The organism is Vibrio sp. 11-4(1) (genome assembly GCF_013048625.1).
GTDB classification, from domain to species: Bacteria; Pseudomonadota; Gammaproteobacteria; order Enterobacterales; family Vibrionaceae; genus Vibrio; species Vibrio diabolicus.
This window is the reverse complement of record NZ_VHSY01000001.1, coordinates 260,874-275,092: the sequence shown is the minus strand read 5'-3', so window position 1 is coordinate 275,092 and position 14,219 is coordinate 260,874. Positions and strand designations below refer to the sequence as shown.

Genomic DNA, 14,219 nt, shown 5'->3' with positions numbered 1-14,219 from the left:
AATTTACAAGCTGTTTGGATCACCCAATGCTAACGCCACTTTCGACATCGGCCGTTTACCTAAGGCTCGGCAAATTTGCCAACCTGCTTGGTTGATTATGTTGAGATCAATCCCCGTTTCAATCCCAAGTTGCTCACACAGATAAAGCACATCTTCCGTTGCAACATTGCCACTGGCTCCTTTGGCGTAAGGGCAGCCGCCCAAACCAGCAACCGCACTATCAATGGTGTTGATGCCTATTAACAAGGCTTGGTAAATATTGGCTAGTGCTTGCCCGTAGGTATCGTGGAAGTGCACGGCTAACGCGTCTTTCGGCAGTTGCGTTAACAGCGAATCCAGCATGGCAATGACACGATTAGGCGTTGCCTTACCGACAGTGTCACCGAGCGAAATCTCATAACATCCCATATCAAACAGTGTATTTGCGACCTTGGTAGTTTGCTCTGGCTTGATTACTCCCTCGTAAGGGCAAACCATGGTGCAAGACAAGTACCCGCGCACAGGTATGTTGTGCTGCTGTGCGAGTTCGATAACGGGCTCAAAGCGAGAGAGACTTTCAGCGATACTGCAGTTGATATTCTTTTGGCTGAACGCTTCCGAAGCGGAGCCAAATACCGCAATTTGCTTTACACCACTTTCCAGCACACGTTCTAACCCGGCTAGGTTTGGCGTTAGCGCACTGTAAACCACATCAGGCTTTTGCGTGATACCAGCAAACACCTGATCTGAATCGGCCATTTGAGGCACCCATTTTGGTGAGACGAAAGAGCCTGCTTCAATGTGCTTTAAGCCACTGTTGCTTAGCTGATTGATCAAACGGATTTTATCAACCAGAGTCACTGCCGTTTCGTTTTGCAGGCCGTCGCGAGCGCCGACTTCGACGATATTAACCTTCGCTGGTAGCATATTCGCGCTCCTTATCTTCACAGATATTATCGGGTGCAGAAACCAAATGCAGCAGTACCGAACCGTGCTGTACCTGGTCTCCGTGCTGATAAAACACTTCATCAATTATCGCTGCGACCGGAGCCGTGATGGTGTATTCCATTTTCATTGCTTCGAGTACCAAAAGCGGATCGCCCGCCGCTACTTTGTCTCCCTTATTTACCATGACCGCCGAGATCACACCGTTCAGTGGTGCGGTTGGACTAAGTTCATCACCTACATCTTTTGCAGAGTCAAAGTTAGGTTGATGAGCGAAAGTGCGCTGCTGACCAAGATAAAACAGCGTTGTCTTTTGCTCGTCGTTGAGCGCATTAAAGGTGTAACGCTCATTATCAATATCGACGATAAACTGGTTGCCACTTTCAAGCAGGATGACCTGATGCAACTCCTCGCCGCATCGGATAGTGAAGTGAGAACCTGTATCTTGCGATGATTGTTGCAAACGTACATGATGGTTGGCATTGGCATCCGTGAAGTTAAATCGATAAACGTTGTTAACCGACAGTCTAAAACCTTGTTTGGTTGGCGTGGGTAACGTTGAGGTGTCTGATTTTGAAATGAGATCATTCCAGCGAGCAACCGCCGCCAACGTTAGCCAGATAGAATCTGACACATTTTGCTGCGCGCTAATGCCTTGCTGATGTTTAACCAGGAAGTCGGTATCAAGTTCGATATTGGCAAAGGCTGGCTGCGAAATAATGCTGTGCAGATAACCAATGTTTGTCGTTACTCCACGTACATGATATTGAGTTAACGCCTGTTTAAGCTGTTTGAGCGCGATATCACGTGTTTGGCCCCAGACGATCAGTTTGCTGATCATCGGATCGTAGTATTCGCTGATGGTATCGCCTTGAGTAACACCACTATCAACACGTACACAAGCTAGGCGCACATTACTGTCTGATACGGGTTCTTTTAAGTAATCAATGCGGCCAGTCGACGGCATAAAGTCATTGTCTGCGTCTTCTGCGTAAATTCGCAGCTCGATTGAGTGACCGTTATGAGTGATTTCGGATTGCGAGATCGGTAAATGCTCACCAGCTGCGACTTTTAACTGCCATTCAACCAAATCAACGCCGGTGATCGATTCAGTGACAGGGTGTTCAACTTGAAGGCGGGTATTCATCTCCATGAAGTAGAATTGACCTCGGCTATCGAGTAAGAACTCCACCGTGCCAGCGCCAACATAGTCGATCGCTTGAGCGGCCTGAACTGCGGCTTCACCCATTTGTTTACGCAGTTCATCACTAAGACCGGGAGCTGGTGCTTCTTCGACTACTTTTTGATGACGACGCTGAATGGAACAATCACGATCAGATAGATAGACACAGTTGCAATGCTGGTCAGCAAATACCTGAACTTCCACGTGGCGAGGCTGCAATATGCATTTTTCGATTAGAAGTTGCTTATCGCCAAAGCTTGAAAGCGCTTCACGCTGCGCACCGTCGATGGCCAAGGGCATTTCGGCTGCGCTATTGACCACTCGCATGCCTTTACCGCCGCCACCTTGTGTTGCTTTAAGCATCACTGGGTAACCGATTTTTTCCGCTTCCGCTAATAAATGCTCAACGCTATTATCTGTGCCGTGGTAGCCCGGAACCAAGGGCACGTTCGCCTCTGACATGATTGCTTTGGCTTGAGATTTAGAACCCATTGCCTCAATTGCGCTGGTGGAAGGGCCAATAAAGACGAGGCCATTTTCGCTGCACGCTTTGGCTAGTTTCGGGTTCTCGGAAAGAAAACCATAGCCAGGGTGGATAGCATCGGCTTGCCATTTTTTCGCAGCGCCGATAATCGCATCGATATCAAGATACGACTTACTCGCCGGAGCAGGGCCGATAAATTCAGCGAAATCTGCTTGTTTAACATGTAAGCTGCTGCGATCCGCTTCGGAATAGACGGCAACCGTCTCTATAGCCATGCTTTTTGCGGTTTTAATAATTCGGCATGCAATTTCACCGCGGTTTGCGATCAGTATTCTTTTAAACATGATTCCTCCAATTGGCGGCGCGCTTTTCAAAAAACGCAGTCAGCCCTTCTTGTCCTTCGCTGGACACGCGGGCGGTTGCTATGGCTTGGCTAGTGTATTCAATTAATGAGTGATCGATAGGTTGGTTATCACAACGTAAACAAAGTGCTTTTGCCGCCTGCATGGCTTGTGGGCCATTATTAAGCAGGTGCTCAACCATACGGTTGACCGCCTCTTTTGTCTGGGGATCGATTAGATGAAGAATGTTCATCGAAAGCGCAGTCTCGGCATCAATCAGTTCCGCGGTTAAAAAATAGCGTCGGCTTTGTCGTTGTCCAATTGCTCGGATTACGTAGGGACCGATGGTCGCGGGCAATAAGCCGAGTTTCACTTCACTCAAACAGAAGCGGCTCTCAGGTGTGCCAATGGCAATATCGCAGCAGCAGATCAGCCCAAGCGCGCCACCAAATGCTGCGCCGTGCACCATGGCAATCGTTGGTTTACTGAAGGTATCCAGCGTATGCAAAAGTTTTGCTAGTTGCTGTGCATCTTGCAGGTTTTCACTTTCGGTTTTGGTTGCCATTGATTGCATCCAGCCCAGATCTGCTCCCGCAGAAAAGTGTTTCCCTTGCGCCGTTAGAACAAGCGCACGTAAAGAATCCTCTCGCTCAAGTTGTTCCAGCGTTTCAATCAGTGAAGCAATTAATTCATCATTAAACGCGTTGTGTATCTCTGGTCGATTGAGGCTCAACCAGGCAACGCCATTGCTGTCTTTTTCAAGCAGTAGTCCGGTCATGTGACTTCCTTTGTCTGACATTTCAGTCTGTATTCCAATGCTCGCTAATCAGCAATTTATTCATCATTGACGGATAGCGAGGAGTTAAGGGTTGCCTTGCATCCGGCTACATGCGGAAGATGCCAAATTTACTGTCAGGTATTGGTGCATTAAGCGCAGCAGATAGAGCAATACCCACAACATCACGGGTTTTTGCAGGATCAATAATCCCATCGTCCCACAGGCGAGCACTGGCGTAATAAGCATGGCTTTGAGTCTGGTACTGCTGCGCGATAGGACGTTTGAACGTTTCTTCTTCCTCCGCGCTCCAGCTTTCACCTTTGCGCGTTTTGATATCGCGGGTCACTTGCGCCATCACGCCAGCCGCTTGCTCTCCACCCATTACGGAGATGCGCGCGTTTGGCCACATCCACATCATGGTTGGATCATAAGCTCGGCCACACATGCCGTAGTTCCCTGCGCCATACGAGCCACCAATAACCACGGTAAACTTCGGCACGTCTGCACACGCAACAGCAGTTACCATTTTCGCACCATGTTTGGCGATGCCTTCGGCTTCATATTTTTGGCCGACCATAAAGCCCGTTATGTTCTGCAAGAAAAGTAGAGGAATTTTGCGTTGTGCACACAGCTCAATAAAATGCGCGCCTTTTTGTGCGGATTCTGAAAATAGAATGCCGTTGTTAGCGACAATGCCAATCGGCATACCGTGAATATGGGCAAAGCCACAGACTAAGGTTTCACCGAACAAGGCTTTAAATTCATCAAATTGTGAATCATCAACGATTCGAGCAATCACCTCTTTAACATCAAACGGTTTTTTAAGATCGGTACCGACGATGCCGTACAGCTCTTGCGCAGGAAAGCGTGGTTCTTGCGGCGCTTTCTGCTTGAGTTGGACGGGTTTCAAGTGGTTGATTTGAGAGACAGCTTGTCTTGCCAGTTCTAACGCGTGGTGATCATTTTCTGCATAATAGTCGGCTACGCCAGACGTACGGCAGTGAACGTCTGCGCCACCAAGATCTTCCGCGCTGACTTCTTCACCTGTCGCTGCTTTTACAAGAGGTGGACCTGCCAAAAAAATCGTGCCTTGTTCTTTGACTATGATGGATACGTCGCACATCGCAGGAACATAAGCGCCGCCAGCGGTACATAACCCCATGACCACCGCAATTTGTGGAATGCCTTTGGCCGACATACGGGCTTGGTTGTAGAAAATACGGCCAAAATGGTCTTTATCTGGGAATACCTCATCTTGGCGGGGTAGGTTAGCGCCGCCAGAGTCGACTAAGTAAACACACGGCAGTTGGCATTTTTCTGCAATTTCCTGTGCTCTTAAGTGCTTTTTCACGGTAAGTGGGTAGTAACTGCCGCCTTTTACCGTCACGTCGTTCGCGACGATCATGCACTCGGTGCCGTCTATTACACCCACGCCAGCAACCACGCCAGCGCATGGAACGTAATCTGGATACACATCCCAGCCAGCAAACTGACCGATTTCTAAAAAAGATGAACCGGAGTCGAGTAGGGCAAGAATGCGCTCACGTACCGGAAGTTTGCCTTTCTTCTGCTGATGCTCGCGTGCTTTCTCACCGCCGCCATCTTCGATTTGCGCAGTCACGGTATAGAGTTGATCCACGAGTGATGCCATAGAGCGGTAGTTTTCCTGATACTGCTCTGAATGGGTATTAATATTGGTCGTCAAACAAGCCATAAATAGCCGATCTCCATTCGGTAAACGGGTGAGAACACCCGTCTTTATTTAGGTTGAATAAGATTTAGGTTGATTAAGAAAATGTTTTTTAGTCAGAACGCCTGGGCTGATTATTAGGCGCTTTCGTTAAACAATTCGCGACCAATAAGCATGCGGCGAATTTCTGAAGTGCCCGCACCGATTTCATACAGCTTGGCATCTCGCAACAAACGGCCCGTATCAAACTCGTTGATGTAGCCGTTACCGCCAAGTAATTGAATCGCATCCAGTGCCATCTTGGTTGCCAGCTCTGCGCTGTAGAGGATCGCGCCAGCAGAATCTTTACGGGTGGTTTCACCGCGATCACAAGCGGCAGCGACGGCGTAAACATACGCTTTAGCGGCATTCATTTGTGTGTACATATCCGCAATTTTTGCTTGAACTAGCTGGAATTCACCGATGGATTTGCCAAACTGTTTGCGGTCGTGAATGTAAGGCACAACGATATCCATACACGCCTGCATGATGCCAAGTGGACCACCGGCAAGTACCACACGTTCGTAGTCCAAACCGCTCATCAATACTTTCACGCCTTGGTTTTCTTCACCGAGAATGTTTTCAGCAGGGACTTCGCAGTTTTGGAATACCAATTCACAAGTGTTCGAACCGCGCATACCTAATTTGTCGAGCTTTTGCGCTTGAGTGAATCCCGGGTATCCACGTTCTACGATAAAGGCCGTGATGCCTTTAGAATGCTGGCTTGGATCGGTTTTGGCGTAGACAACATAGGTGTGTGCATCCGGGCCGTTAGTGATCCACATTTTGTTGCCATTTAGCAGGAATATATCGCCTTTACGTTCCGCTTTAAGTTGCATAGAGACTACATCAGAACCTGCTCCGGGCTCACTCATTGCTAGTGCACCAATATGTTCGCCAGAGATGAGCTTAGGTAGGTATTTCTCTTTTTGCGCTTGTGTGCCGTTGCGGTGGATTTGGTTGACACAAAGATTGGAGTGAGCACCGTAACTTAACGCAACCGAAGCGGATGCTCGGCTGATCTCTTCCATAGCGACAACGTGGGCGAGATAGCCCATGTCTGCACCACCAAACTCTTCGCTGGTGGTCACGCCTAAAAGACCCATGTCACCCAGCTTGGACCAAAGATGGTTTGGAAAGTCGTTAGATTGGTCGATAGATTGCGCTAGCGGCGCAATTTCTCTTGCAGCAAAACTATTGATTTGCTCGCGAAGCAAATCGGTATTTTCGTCATAAACAAAGTTCAGGGAAGAGTAGGTAGATTTCATTGCGTGTCCTTGCCTTTACGTCACCTACATCCCAGTGCTGAGGTGTCAGGTGACTTTTTCGCCTTTCATGGATCTCAGTGTGTTTTGGCATCGCAACTGTGCCGCGTTTAACTCCATCATTACCGCTTGAATGTCGTTTGCTTGCTGTTGCAATGCTGCCTTCTTCTCTTCGATCAACCGAATCATATAGTTCAACTGCTCAGTACTTTGATCGGTATCGTAGAGTTCAAATAACTCTTTGATATCTGCAAGAGAAAAGCCCAATCGCTTACCTCGCAAAATCAGTTTTAGTCGAATTCGATCGCGACCATTGTAGATTCGAGTGTTGCCTTTACGTTCTGGAGTTAGGAGACCTAAATCTTCGTAGAAGCGAATACTTCGGGTAGTAATGTCGAACTCTTTCGCGAGCTCGCTGATCTTAAATGTGTTCATTCCTTAACCTTACGACTTTCGTATAACATTCATACGAATATACAATTCGTTAACGTTAAAGTAAATAAACAACATCCACTCTTGAGCCTTGATATCACTCGCATTTACTCGAAATAAAAGAATCACTCGAACAAACAATAACCGCAAACTTGACGTTAACGTAAATGTTAGTATAGTTATGACGTAAACGTCAACAAAAGGTTAATGGAATGAAAAATGAAACGTGGATTGTTGCCGCCAAGCGAACGCCTATCGGCTCTTTTCAAGGTGCATTAGCTTCAACAGATGTCACGGAACTCGGTGCGAAGGCCATCCAAGGGGCACTAGCCGAAAGCCAACTCGATGTGCAAAAAATAGACGAAGTGTTAATGGGATGCGTTTTACCCGCTGGCGTGGGGCAAGCGCCAGCAAGACAAGCAAGTCTTAAAGCAGAAATGCCACAATCGATCGGTTGTACGACACTGAATAAAGTCTGTGGTTCGGGTATGAAAACCGTCATGCTGGCACATGATCTTATTCAATCTGGTAACGCGCACGCGGTTATCGCTGGTGGTATGGAAAACATGTCGTCTTCTCCTTATCTACTTAAGAAAGCGCGTGATGGTTTCCGCTTAGGCCATGAGCAAGTGCTTGATCATATGTTTTATGACGGTTTGCAGGATGCCTACCAAGGCGAATTGATGGGTGTCTTTGCCGAACAAACCGCGCAAAAGTACCAATTCAGCCGTGAAAGTATGGATATCTGGGCGCAGCAGTCGGTGACTCGTGCGCAGCAAGCGATTGAGCAAGGTTTGTTCAAAGAAGAGATCGTGCCTGTTAACGTAAAAAGTCGACGCGACGAAACCTTGGTGGTAGACGATGAGCAACCGAGCAAACTCGACGTCAATAAAATTCCCACCTTACGACCTGCGTTTGCCAAAGATGGCGGCGTAACGGCAGCAAATTCCAGTTCTATTTCTGATGGTGCATCGGCAATGGTACTGGTTGATAGTGAATTTGGCCGTCAGGAAAACCTGCAACCTCTAGCCAAAATTGTCGCGTACAGCACGCATGCAAGACAGCCTTATGAGTTCACCATCGCACCCGTATTCGCGATTGAAACGCTGCTGGAAAAAACGGGCTGGGACAAATCAGACGTGGACCTTTGGGAAATCAATGAAGCCTTTGCCGTTGTCGCTCAATACGCGGTGAAAGCACTCGAATTGGACGAGAGCAAAGTGAACCCTCGCGGCGGTGCATGTGCTTTAGGCCACCCAATTGGTGCAAGTGGCAACCGAATCCTCGTTACTTTGATTCACGCTCTTAAACAAACAGGCGGTAAACGTGGCGTTGCATCGCTTTGTATTGGTGGCGGCGAGGCTACCGCAATCGCGATTGAAATCTGCTAAATCATTCTCAACTCAATTACTCACAGTAGTCAGTGAAACGCTGAAAAATACAAGGATGTCATCATGACAGAGCAAGTAAAGCAGTATATCGGTGGTGAATTTGCCATCTCCGATTCAAAACAATGGCTAGATGTAACCAACCCGGCAACCAACGAAGTGATTGCACAAGTACCTTGTGCCACGGAATCGGAAATGAATGCGGCGATTGCCAGCGCAACAGAAACGTTCAAACGCTGGAAAGAAGTTGCAGCGCCGGAGCGTGCTAGATTGATGCTGCGTTACCAACATTTGCTAAAAGAGCAACACGATGAGTTGGCGATACTGCTTTCAAGTGAGACAGGCAAAACCCTCGCTGATGCGAAAGGCGACATTTGGCGCGGAATTGAAGTGGTAGAGCAAGCTGCAAACATTTGTAGCTCAATGATGGGTGAAACGGTTGAGAATGTCGCAACCAATATTGATGGTTACTCTTACATTCAACCGCTCGGTGTTTGTGCTGGCATCACACCGTTTAACTTTCCTGCGATGATTCCATTGTGGATGTTCCCAATGGCGATCGCTTGTGGCAACACCTTTATTCTAAAACCTTCAGAGCAAGTGCCACTAACGGCAATGAAACTGGCGGAGCTGTTTGAACAAGCAGGTGCACCAAAAGGTGTTTTGCAAATTGTTCACGGCACCAAAGAGCAAGTCGATCGCATTCTGACTGATCCAGTCGTTCGTGCGATCTCTTTTGTCGGCTCAGTGCCCGTTGGTGAGTACATCTACAAAACAGGTACAGACAACCTGAAACGCGTGCAGTCATTTGCAGGTGCTAAGAACCACATGGTCATCATGCCAGATGCAAACAAGCAGCAAGTCATCAATAACCTAGTTGGCGCGTCAGTCGGTGCCGCAGGCCAACGCTGTATGGCGATTTCGGTGGCGGTATTTGTCGGCGAAACCAAAGAATGGATTCCAGAGCTTAAAGAGGCGTTAGCTCAGGTTCAACCTGGCGCGTGGGATGATAAAACCGCCGGTTATGGTCCGCTGATTAGCCCGCAAGCGAAACAACGTGTGGTGAACTTAATTAATGAAGGCAAAAAATCTGGTGCGAACTGTGTTCTGGACGGTACCGACTGTCAAGTACCTGGCTTCCCGAACGGTAACTGGGTGGGACCAACACTGTTTACCAACGTGACCACAGACATGTCAATTTATCAGGAAGAAATTTTCGGGCCTGTACTGTTAACTATGGAAGTGGATGACCTAGATGAAGCGATTGAACTGATCAATGCAAACCGCTTTGGTAATGGTACGTCTATTTTCACGGCGAACGGCGCTGCCGCGAGAAAGTATCAACACAATATCGAAGTAGGTAACGTAGGCATCAACGTGCCGATTCCGGTGCCATTGCCATTCTTCTCATTTACGGGGTGGAAAGGCAGTTTCTACGGTGACCTGCATGCTTACGGTAAACAAGCGGTTCGCTTCTACACCGAGACGAAAACTGTCACCGCGCGTTGGTTTGAAGATGACATTCCAAGCGGTCCAAACATGACTATTCAACTTAGCTAATTAATGGATTAGCGACACCTCTAGCCAAGCCCTTCTTCCTTTTAGAGGGCTTGGCTCGGATAAAAATGCAACGAATTAGACCTTAGGACTTCAAGATGGATTTTGAATTAAACGAAGATCAACTCGCGTTCGCCGAAGTAGCAAAGCAGTTTGCAGACCAAATGTTAGCGCCGCACGCGGCCGAGTGGGATGAAAACCATCATTTCCCTAAAGATGTACTGCGTCAAGCTGGTGAACTTGGCTTTCTGAGCATCTATACGCCGCCAGAGCATGGTGGTTTGGGATTGTCTCGTTTGGATGCGGCGATCATTTTCGAGCAGTTGGCTATGGGTTGTACCGCGACTACTGCGTTTATGACCATTCACAACATGGCGACGTGGATGATCACCAGCTTTGCCAAAGCCGAAGTGGCGCAGCAATTTAGCGCGGATCTAATTTCGGGTGAAAAGCTCGCTTCCTACTGTTTAACCGAACCCAATGCAGGCTCTGACGCCGCTTCACTGACGACCAGTGCAGTGCGTGACGGCGATGAGTTTGTCCTGAATGGCGCAAAAGTGTTTATCTCTGGTGCGGGTGATACGGACGTTCTTGTCGTGATGGCGCGTTCGTGCGGCGAAGGAGCGGGTGGCGTTTCTGCATTCGTTGTTCCTGCTGATTGCGAAGGCATTAGCTACGGTAAAAAAGAAGCCAAAATGGGTTGGAACTGCCAGCCAACTCGCATGATTACCTTCGAAAATGTTCGTATTCCGGCTGACTATCTGTTGGGTGAAGAGGGAGAAGGCTTTAAGTTCGCCATGCTTGGCCTTGATGGTGGTCGAATCAATATCGCTACTTGTTCCGTCGGTACTGCGCAACAAGCACTGAACGAAGCCAAGCAATACATGAACGAACGCAAACAGTTCGGCCGTTCACTGGCGCAATTTCAAGCGTTGCAGTTCAAGCTTGCTGATATGGCGACTGAGCTGGTCGCTGCGCGTCAAATGGTGCGACTCGCTGCCGCTAAACTCGATGCCCAGCACGCAGAAAAAAGTGCGTACTGTGCCATGGCAAAACGCTTTGCTACTGATGTTGGCTTTAAAGTCTGCGATCAGGCGCTTCAAATTCACGGTGGCTATGGCTACATCAAAGAATATCCAGTCGAGCGCCATTTCCGAGACGTTCGTGTTCACCAAATCCTTGAAGGCACCAACGAAATCATGCGTCTGATCGTCGCAAGACGATTACTCACGGAAGGCGTTGAACTGCTCTAGAAAGCGAGACACAGCCTTACCTAAAGAAATTAAAAAGGACTGAAAAATTATGACGGCACAAATCAAATTGGAGCGCGAAGCGCATATCGCCAAACTCACGATTAGTAATCCGCCAGCGAACACTTGGACGCTTGAATCCCTAAATCAGCTCAAAGAGTTGGCGATTGAACTCAGTAATGATCGCTCTATTTATGCGTTGGTACTGACGGGCGAAGGCGAGAAATTCTTTTCTGCTGGAGCGGATCTCAACAACTTTGCATCGGGTGATAAATCACAAGCAGCAGATATGGCGTTCGCATTTGGTGAAGCGTTTGAAGCGCTGTCGGCGTTCGATGGGGTTTCTATCGCAGCGGTTAATGGCTATGCGATGGGTGGTGGTCTGGAAGTGGCGATGGCGTGTGACATTCGCATCGCAGAAGAACAAGTACAAATGGCACTTCCTGAAGCATCGGTCGGCTTGTTGCCTTGCGCGGGCGGAACGCAAAACCTGACCGCGTTGGTAGGTGAAGGTTGGGCGAAGCGTATGATTCTATGTGGCGAACGAGTGACGGCCGAGCGAGCGGAAAAAATTGGTTTAGTCGAAGAAGTGGTGGCGAAAGGCCAAGCACTAGAAGCGGCGATAGTACTTGCACAGCGTGTTGCTGGCCAATCGCCGAAATCCGTGTCTGCGTGCAAAACGCTCATTCAAGGGCGACGCAGCCAAACTCACGCAGCTGGATTGGTCTTGGAGCGCGAACTGTTCTTACAGTTGTTCAATACACAAGATCAGACCGAGGGTGTGAACGCCTTCTTGCAAAAGCGTAAGCCACAATGGACAAACAGCTAGCGGAGGCCAGATGACAGGTACAGTAAATGTTTCACAGATAGAATGTGCTGACGGCTCTGCCATTGGTGTGTTGGAGCTTGATAATCCAGCTGCCCTCAATGCGTTGAGTTATGTGATGATCGAGCAGTTGTACAAACAGCTTAATGAATGGCAAATAAACGACAGCATCGTCGCGGTCTTTTTGCATGCCAAGGGTGACAAAGCGTTTTGTGCTGGTGGTGATATCCAAGCGATCTACCGTGCTTTAGAGAACAAAGAGCAAGATTTTGATTCTGCGTTTTCAGCCATGGAAACCTTCTTTGACCTCGAATATCGCTGTGATCATCTTATCCATACTTATCCAAAACCGATCATCGCGTGGGGGCATGGTTACCTGATGGGCGGCGGTGTGGGCTTGTTTATGGGCGCAAGCCACCGCGTAGCAGAAACGACCACACGCTTTGCGATGCCAGAGATCAAGATCGGCCTTTACCCAGACGTAGGCGCGACGTACTTCCTAAATCAGCTGCCAAAACACTTGGCACTCTTCCTGAGTTTGACGGCTTGCCAAATTAACGCGACAGACATGAAAGCGTTGGGATTAAGCCAATGGATTGCAAAGCCAGAAAGCAAACAAGCACTGTTGGAGCTGCTTGCATCGGTAAGTTGGAAAGGTGAAGCAAACATCAACGAAAAAATCGCCACTACGCTGAGTTTGGTACAAGTGAACGAGTCAAGCGAAGGGATGTTGATGCCATATGCGGGCTTGATTGAGCAGCTCTGTTCGGGTGATTTAGACTCGATTGTTTACGCAATCAGCAGCGCTGAAGTTGATGATAAGTGGTTCGTCAATGCGCAAAAGGCACTGAACTATGGCAGTCCATTGTCGCTCAATATCACTTATCAGCAGTTAACGCAGTATCAAAACCTCTCTTTGAAAGCGTGTTTTGATATGGAATTTAACCTAACCCTACGTTGCGGCTTAGAAGGTGATTTTAGAGAAGGGGTTCGCGCGCTGATTATTGATAAAACCAATCAACCGACTTGGCAACATCGCACGGTTTCTGACGTAACGCCACAAGTTTTGGAACGCTTCTTCGCGCCAATTGATTCAGCAGAATACCCACTGACCGCATCCTCGGTTGCCACTGTGGCACTTTAGACAAGGAAGAAATACGACATGGATAAAATTGCATTTATTGGCCTTGGCAACATGGGCGCGCCTATGGCTAAGAACCTACTTACAGCGGGCTTGAACGTCGAAGTGTTTGATTTGAATCCAAACGCTGTGGCAGAACTTACCGCACTTGGTGCGTCGAGTGCAGATTCGGTAAAACAAGCCGTTCAAGGTGCGAGCGTGGTGGTCACCATGCTACCTGCTAGCCAACACGTTCAAAGTGTTTATCTTGGTCAAGACGGGATCTTAGATAGCGTAGATTCTGGAACGCTGCTAATCGACTCTTCGACCATCGATCCAGCGACCGCTCGTTTGGTTGGCGAAAAGGCGCTGCAGCTTGGCATCAGCTTTGTTGATGCACCGGTGTCTGGCGGGGTTGCGGGCGCAGCAGCAGGTACGTTGACCTTTATTGTTGGCGGTTCACAAGAGAACTTTGTCCAAGCTAAAGCGGTGCTTAACCACATGGGCAAAAACATCTTCCATGCGGGAGACGCCGGAGCCGGTCAGGTGGCGAAGATCTGCAATAACATGATGTTGGGCATTTTGATGAGCGGCACTTGTGAAGCACTCAATTTAGGCATGGAAAACGGACTCGATCCCAAAGTGCTGTCTGACATCATGCTGCAAAGTTCAGGCCGTAACTGGGCGCTAGAGCTTTACAACCCGTGCCCAGGTGTGATGGAAAACACGCCTGCAAGCAATGGTTATCAGGGCGGCTTTATGAGTCAGTTAATGGCGAAAGATCTCGGTCTTGCGATGGAAGCGGCGGTTGCCAGTCAAACATCAACACCAATGGGCAGCTTGGCTCGTAACCTGTTTAATTTTCACAACGGTCAGGGCAACGAACAAAAAGATTTTTCAAGCTTGTTTGAGTTCTACCAAAAGCAAAATCAGGCCTAAGGA

The 14,219-nt window shown here is 48.5% G+C and carries 12 protein-coding genes; 6 read left to right on the top strand and 6 right to left on the bottom strand.

Annotated elements, in window-relative coordinates; translation table 11 throughout:
• Positions 1-3: 3 nt before the first annotated feature.
• The 6 genes from FKN16_RS01125 to FKN16_RS01100 form a co-directional block, all read right to left on the bottom strand.
• Positions 4-906 carry a hydroxymethylglutaryl-CoA lyase gene (locus FKN16_RS01125; RefSeq protein WP_170901798.1) on the bottom strand — a complete coding sequence of 301 codons (903 nt, stop codon included), beginning with the start codon at positions 904-906 and terminating at the stop codon, positions 4-6.
• The gene (locus tag FKN16_RS01120) at positions 887-2,935 is read right to left on the bottom strand and encodes an acetyl/propionyl/methylcrotonyl-CoA carboxylase subunit alpha (RefSeq protein ID WP_170901797.1); all 2,049 of its coding nucleotides are present in this window, start codon (positions 2,933-2,935) and stop codon (positions 887-889) included. Before FKN16_RS01120 ends, FKN16_RS01125 begins: the two co-directional genes overlap by 20 nt.
• Positions 2,928-3,710, bottom strand: a complete 783-nt coding sequence (locus tag FKN16_RS01115; protein ID WP_170901796.1) for an enoyl-CoA hydratase/isomerase family protein — start codon at positions 3,708-3,710, stop codon at positions 2,928-2,930. Before FKN16_RS01115 ends, FKN16_RS01120 begins: the two co-directional genes overlap by 8 nt.
• A gap of 106 nt (positions 3,711-3,816) precedes the next feature.
• Complete coding sequence (locus FKN16_RS01110; protein ID WP_170901795.1) at positions 3,817-5,424, bottom strand: carboxyl transferase domain-containing protein; 1,608 nt, start codon at positions 5,422-5,424, stop codon at positions 3,817-3,819.
• A gap of 113 nt (positions 5,425-5,537) precedes the next feature.
• A complete protein-coding gene (locus FKN16_RS01105) occupies positions 5,538-6,707 on the bottom strand; it encodes an isovaleryl-CoA dehydrogenase (RefSeq protein WP_170901794.1) in 1,170 nt (389 codons plus the stop codon).
• A 45-nt stretch (positions 6,708-6,752) separates the two neighbouring features.
• Positions 6,753-7,139 carry a MerR family DNA-binding transcriptional regulator gene (locus FKN16_RS01100; protein ID WP_005373242.1) on the bottom strand — a complete coding sequence of 129 codons (387 nt, stop codon included), beginning with the start codon at positions 7,137-7,139 and terminating at the stop codon, positions 6,753-6,755.
• 209 nt (positions 7,140-7,348) lie between these two features.
• Here FKN16_RS01100 and FKN16_RS01095 point away from each other — a divergent pair, with 209 nt between their 5' ends.
• From FKN16_RS01095 to mmsB, 6 genes are all read left to right on the top strand, one after another.
• Entirely contained in the window at positions 7,349-8,527 is a 1,179-nt protein-coding gene (locus tag FKN16_RS01095) for a thiolase family protein (protein ID WP_170901793.1), read from the top strand.
• Positions 8,528-8,590: 63 nt separating this feature from the next.
• A complete protein-coding gene (locus FKN16_RS01090) occupies positions 8,591-10,084 on the top strand; it encodes a CoA-acylating methylmalonate-semialdehyde dehydrogenase (RefSeq protein ID WP_170901792.1) in 1,494 nt (497 codons plus the stop codon).
• A gap of 95 nt (positions 10,085-10,179) precedes the next feature.
• Positions 10,180-11,334 carry an acyl-CoA dehydrogenase family protein gene (locus FKN16_RS01085; protein WP_005373226.1) on the top strand — a complete coding sequence of 385 codons (1,155 nt, stop codon included), beginning with the start codon at positions 10,180-10,182 and terminating at the stop codon, positions 11,332-11,334.
• A 49-nt stretch (positions 11,335-11,383) separates the two neighbouring features.
• On the top strand, positions 11,384-12,160 hold the full coding sequence (locus FKN16_RS01080) for an enoyl-CoA hydratase (RefSeq protein WP_047008232.1): 777 nt from the start codon (positions 11,384-11,386) through the stop codon (positions 12,158-12,160).
• A gap of 10 nt (positions 12,161-12,170) precedes the next feature.
• Complete coding sequence (locus FKN16_RS01075) at positions 12,171-13,301, top strand: enoyl-CoA hydratase/isomerase family protein (protein ID WP_170901791.1); 1,131 nt, start codon at positions 12,171-12,173, stop codon at positions 13,299-13,301.
• Positions 13,302-13,319: 18 nt separating this feature from the next.
• Complete coding sequence (mmsB, locus tag FKN16_RS01070; RefSeq protein ID WP_170901790.1) at positions 13,320-14,216, top strand: 3-hydroxyisobutyrate dehydrogenase; 897 nt, start codon at positions 13,320-13,322, stop codon at positions 14,214-14,216.
• Positions 14,217-14,219 lie beyond the last annotated feature (3 nt).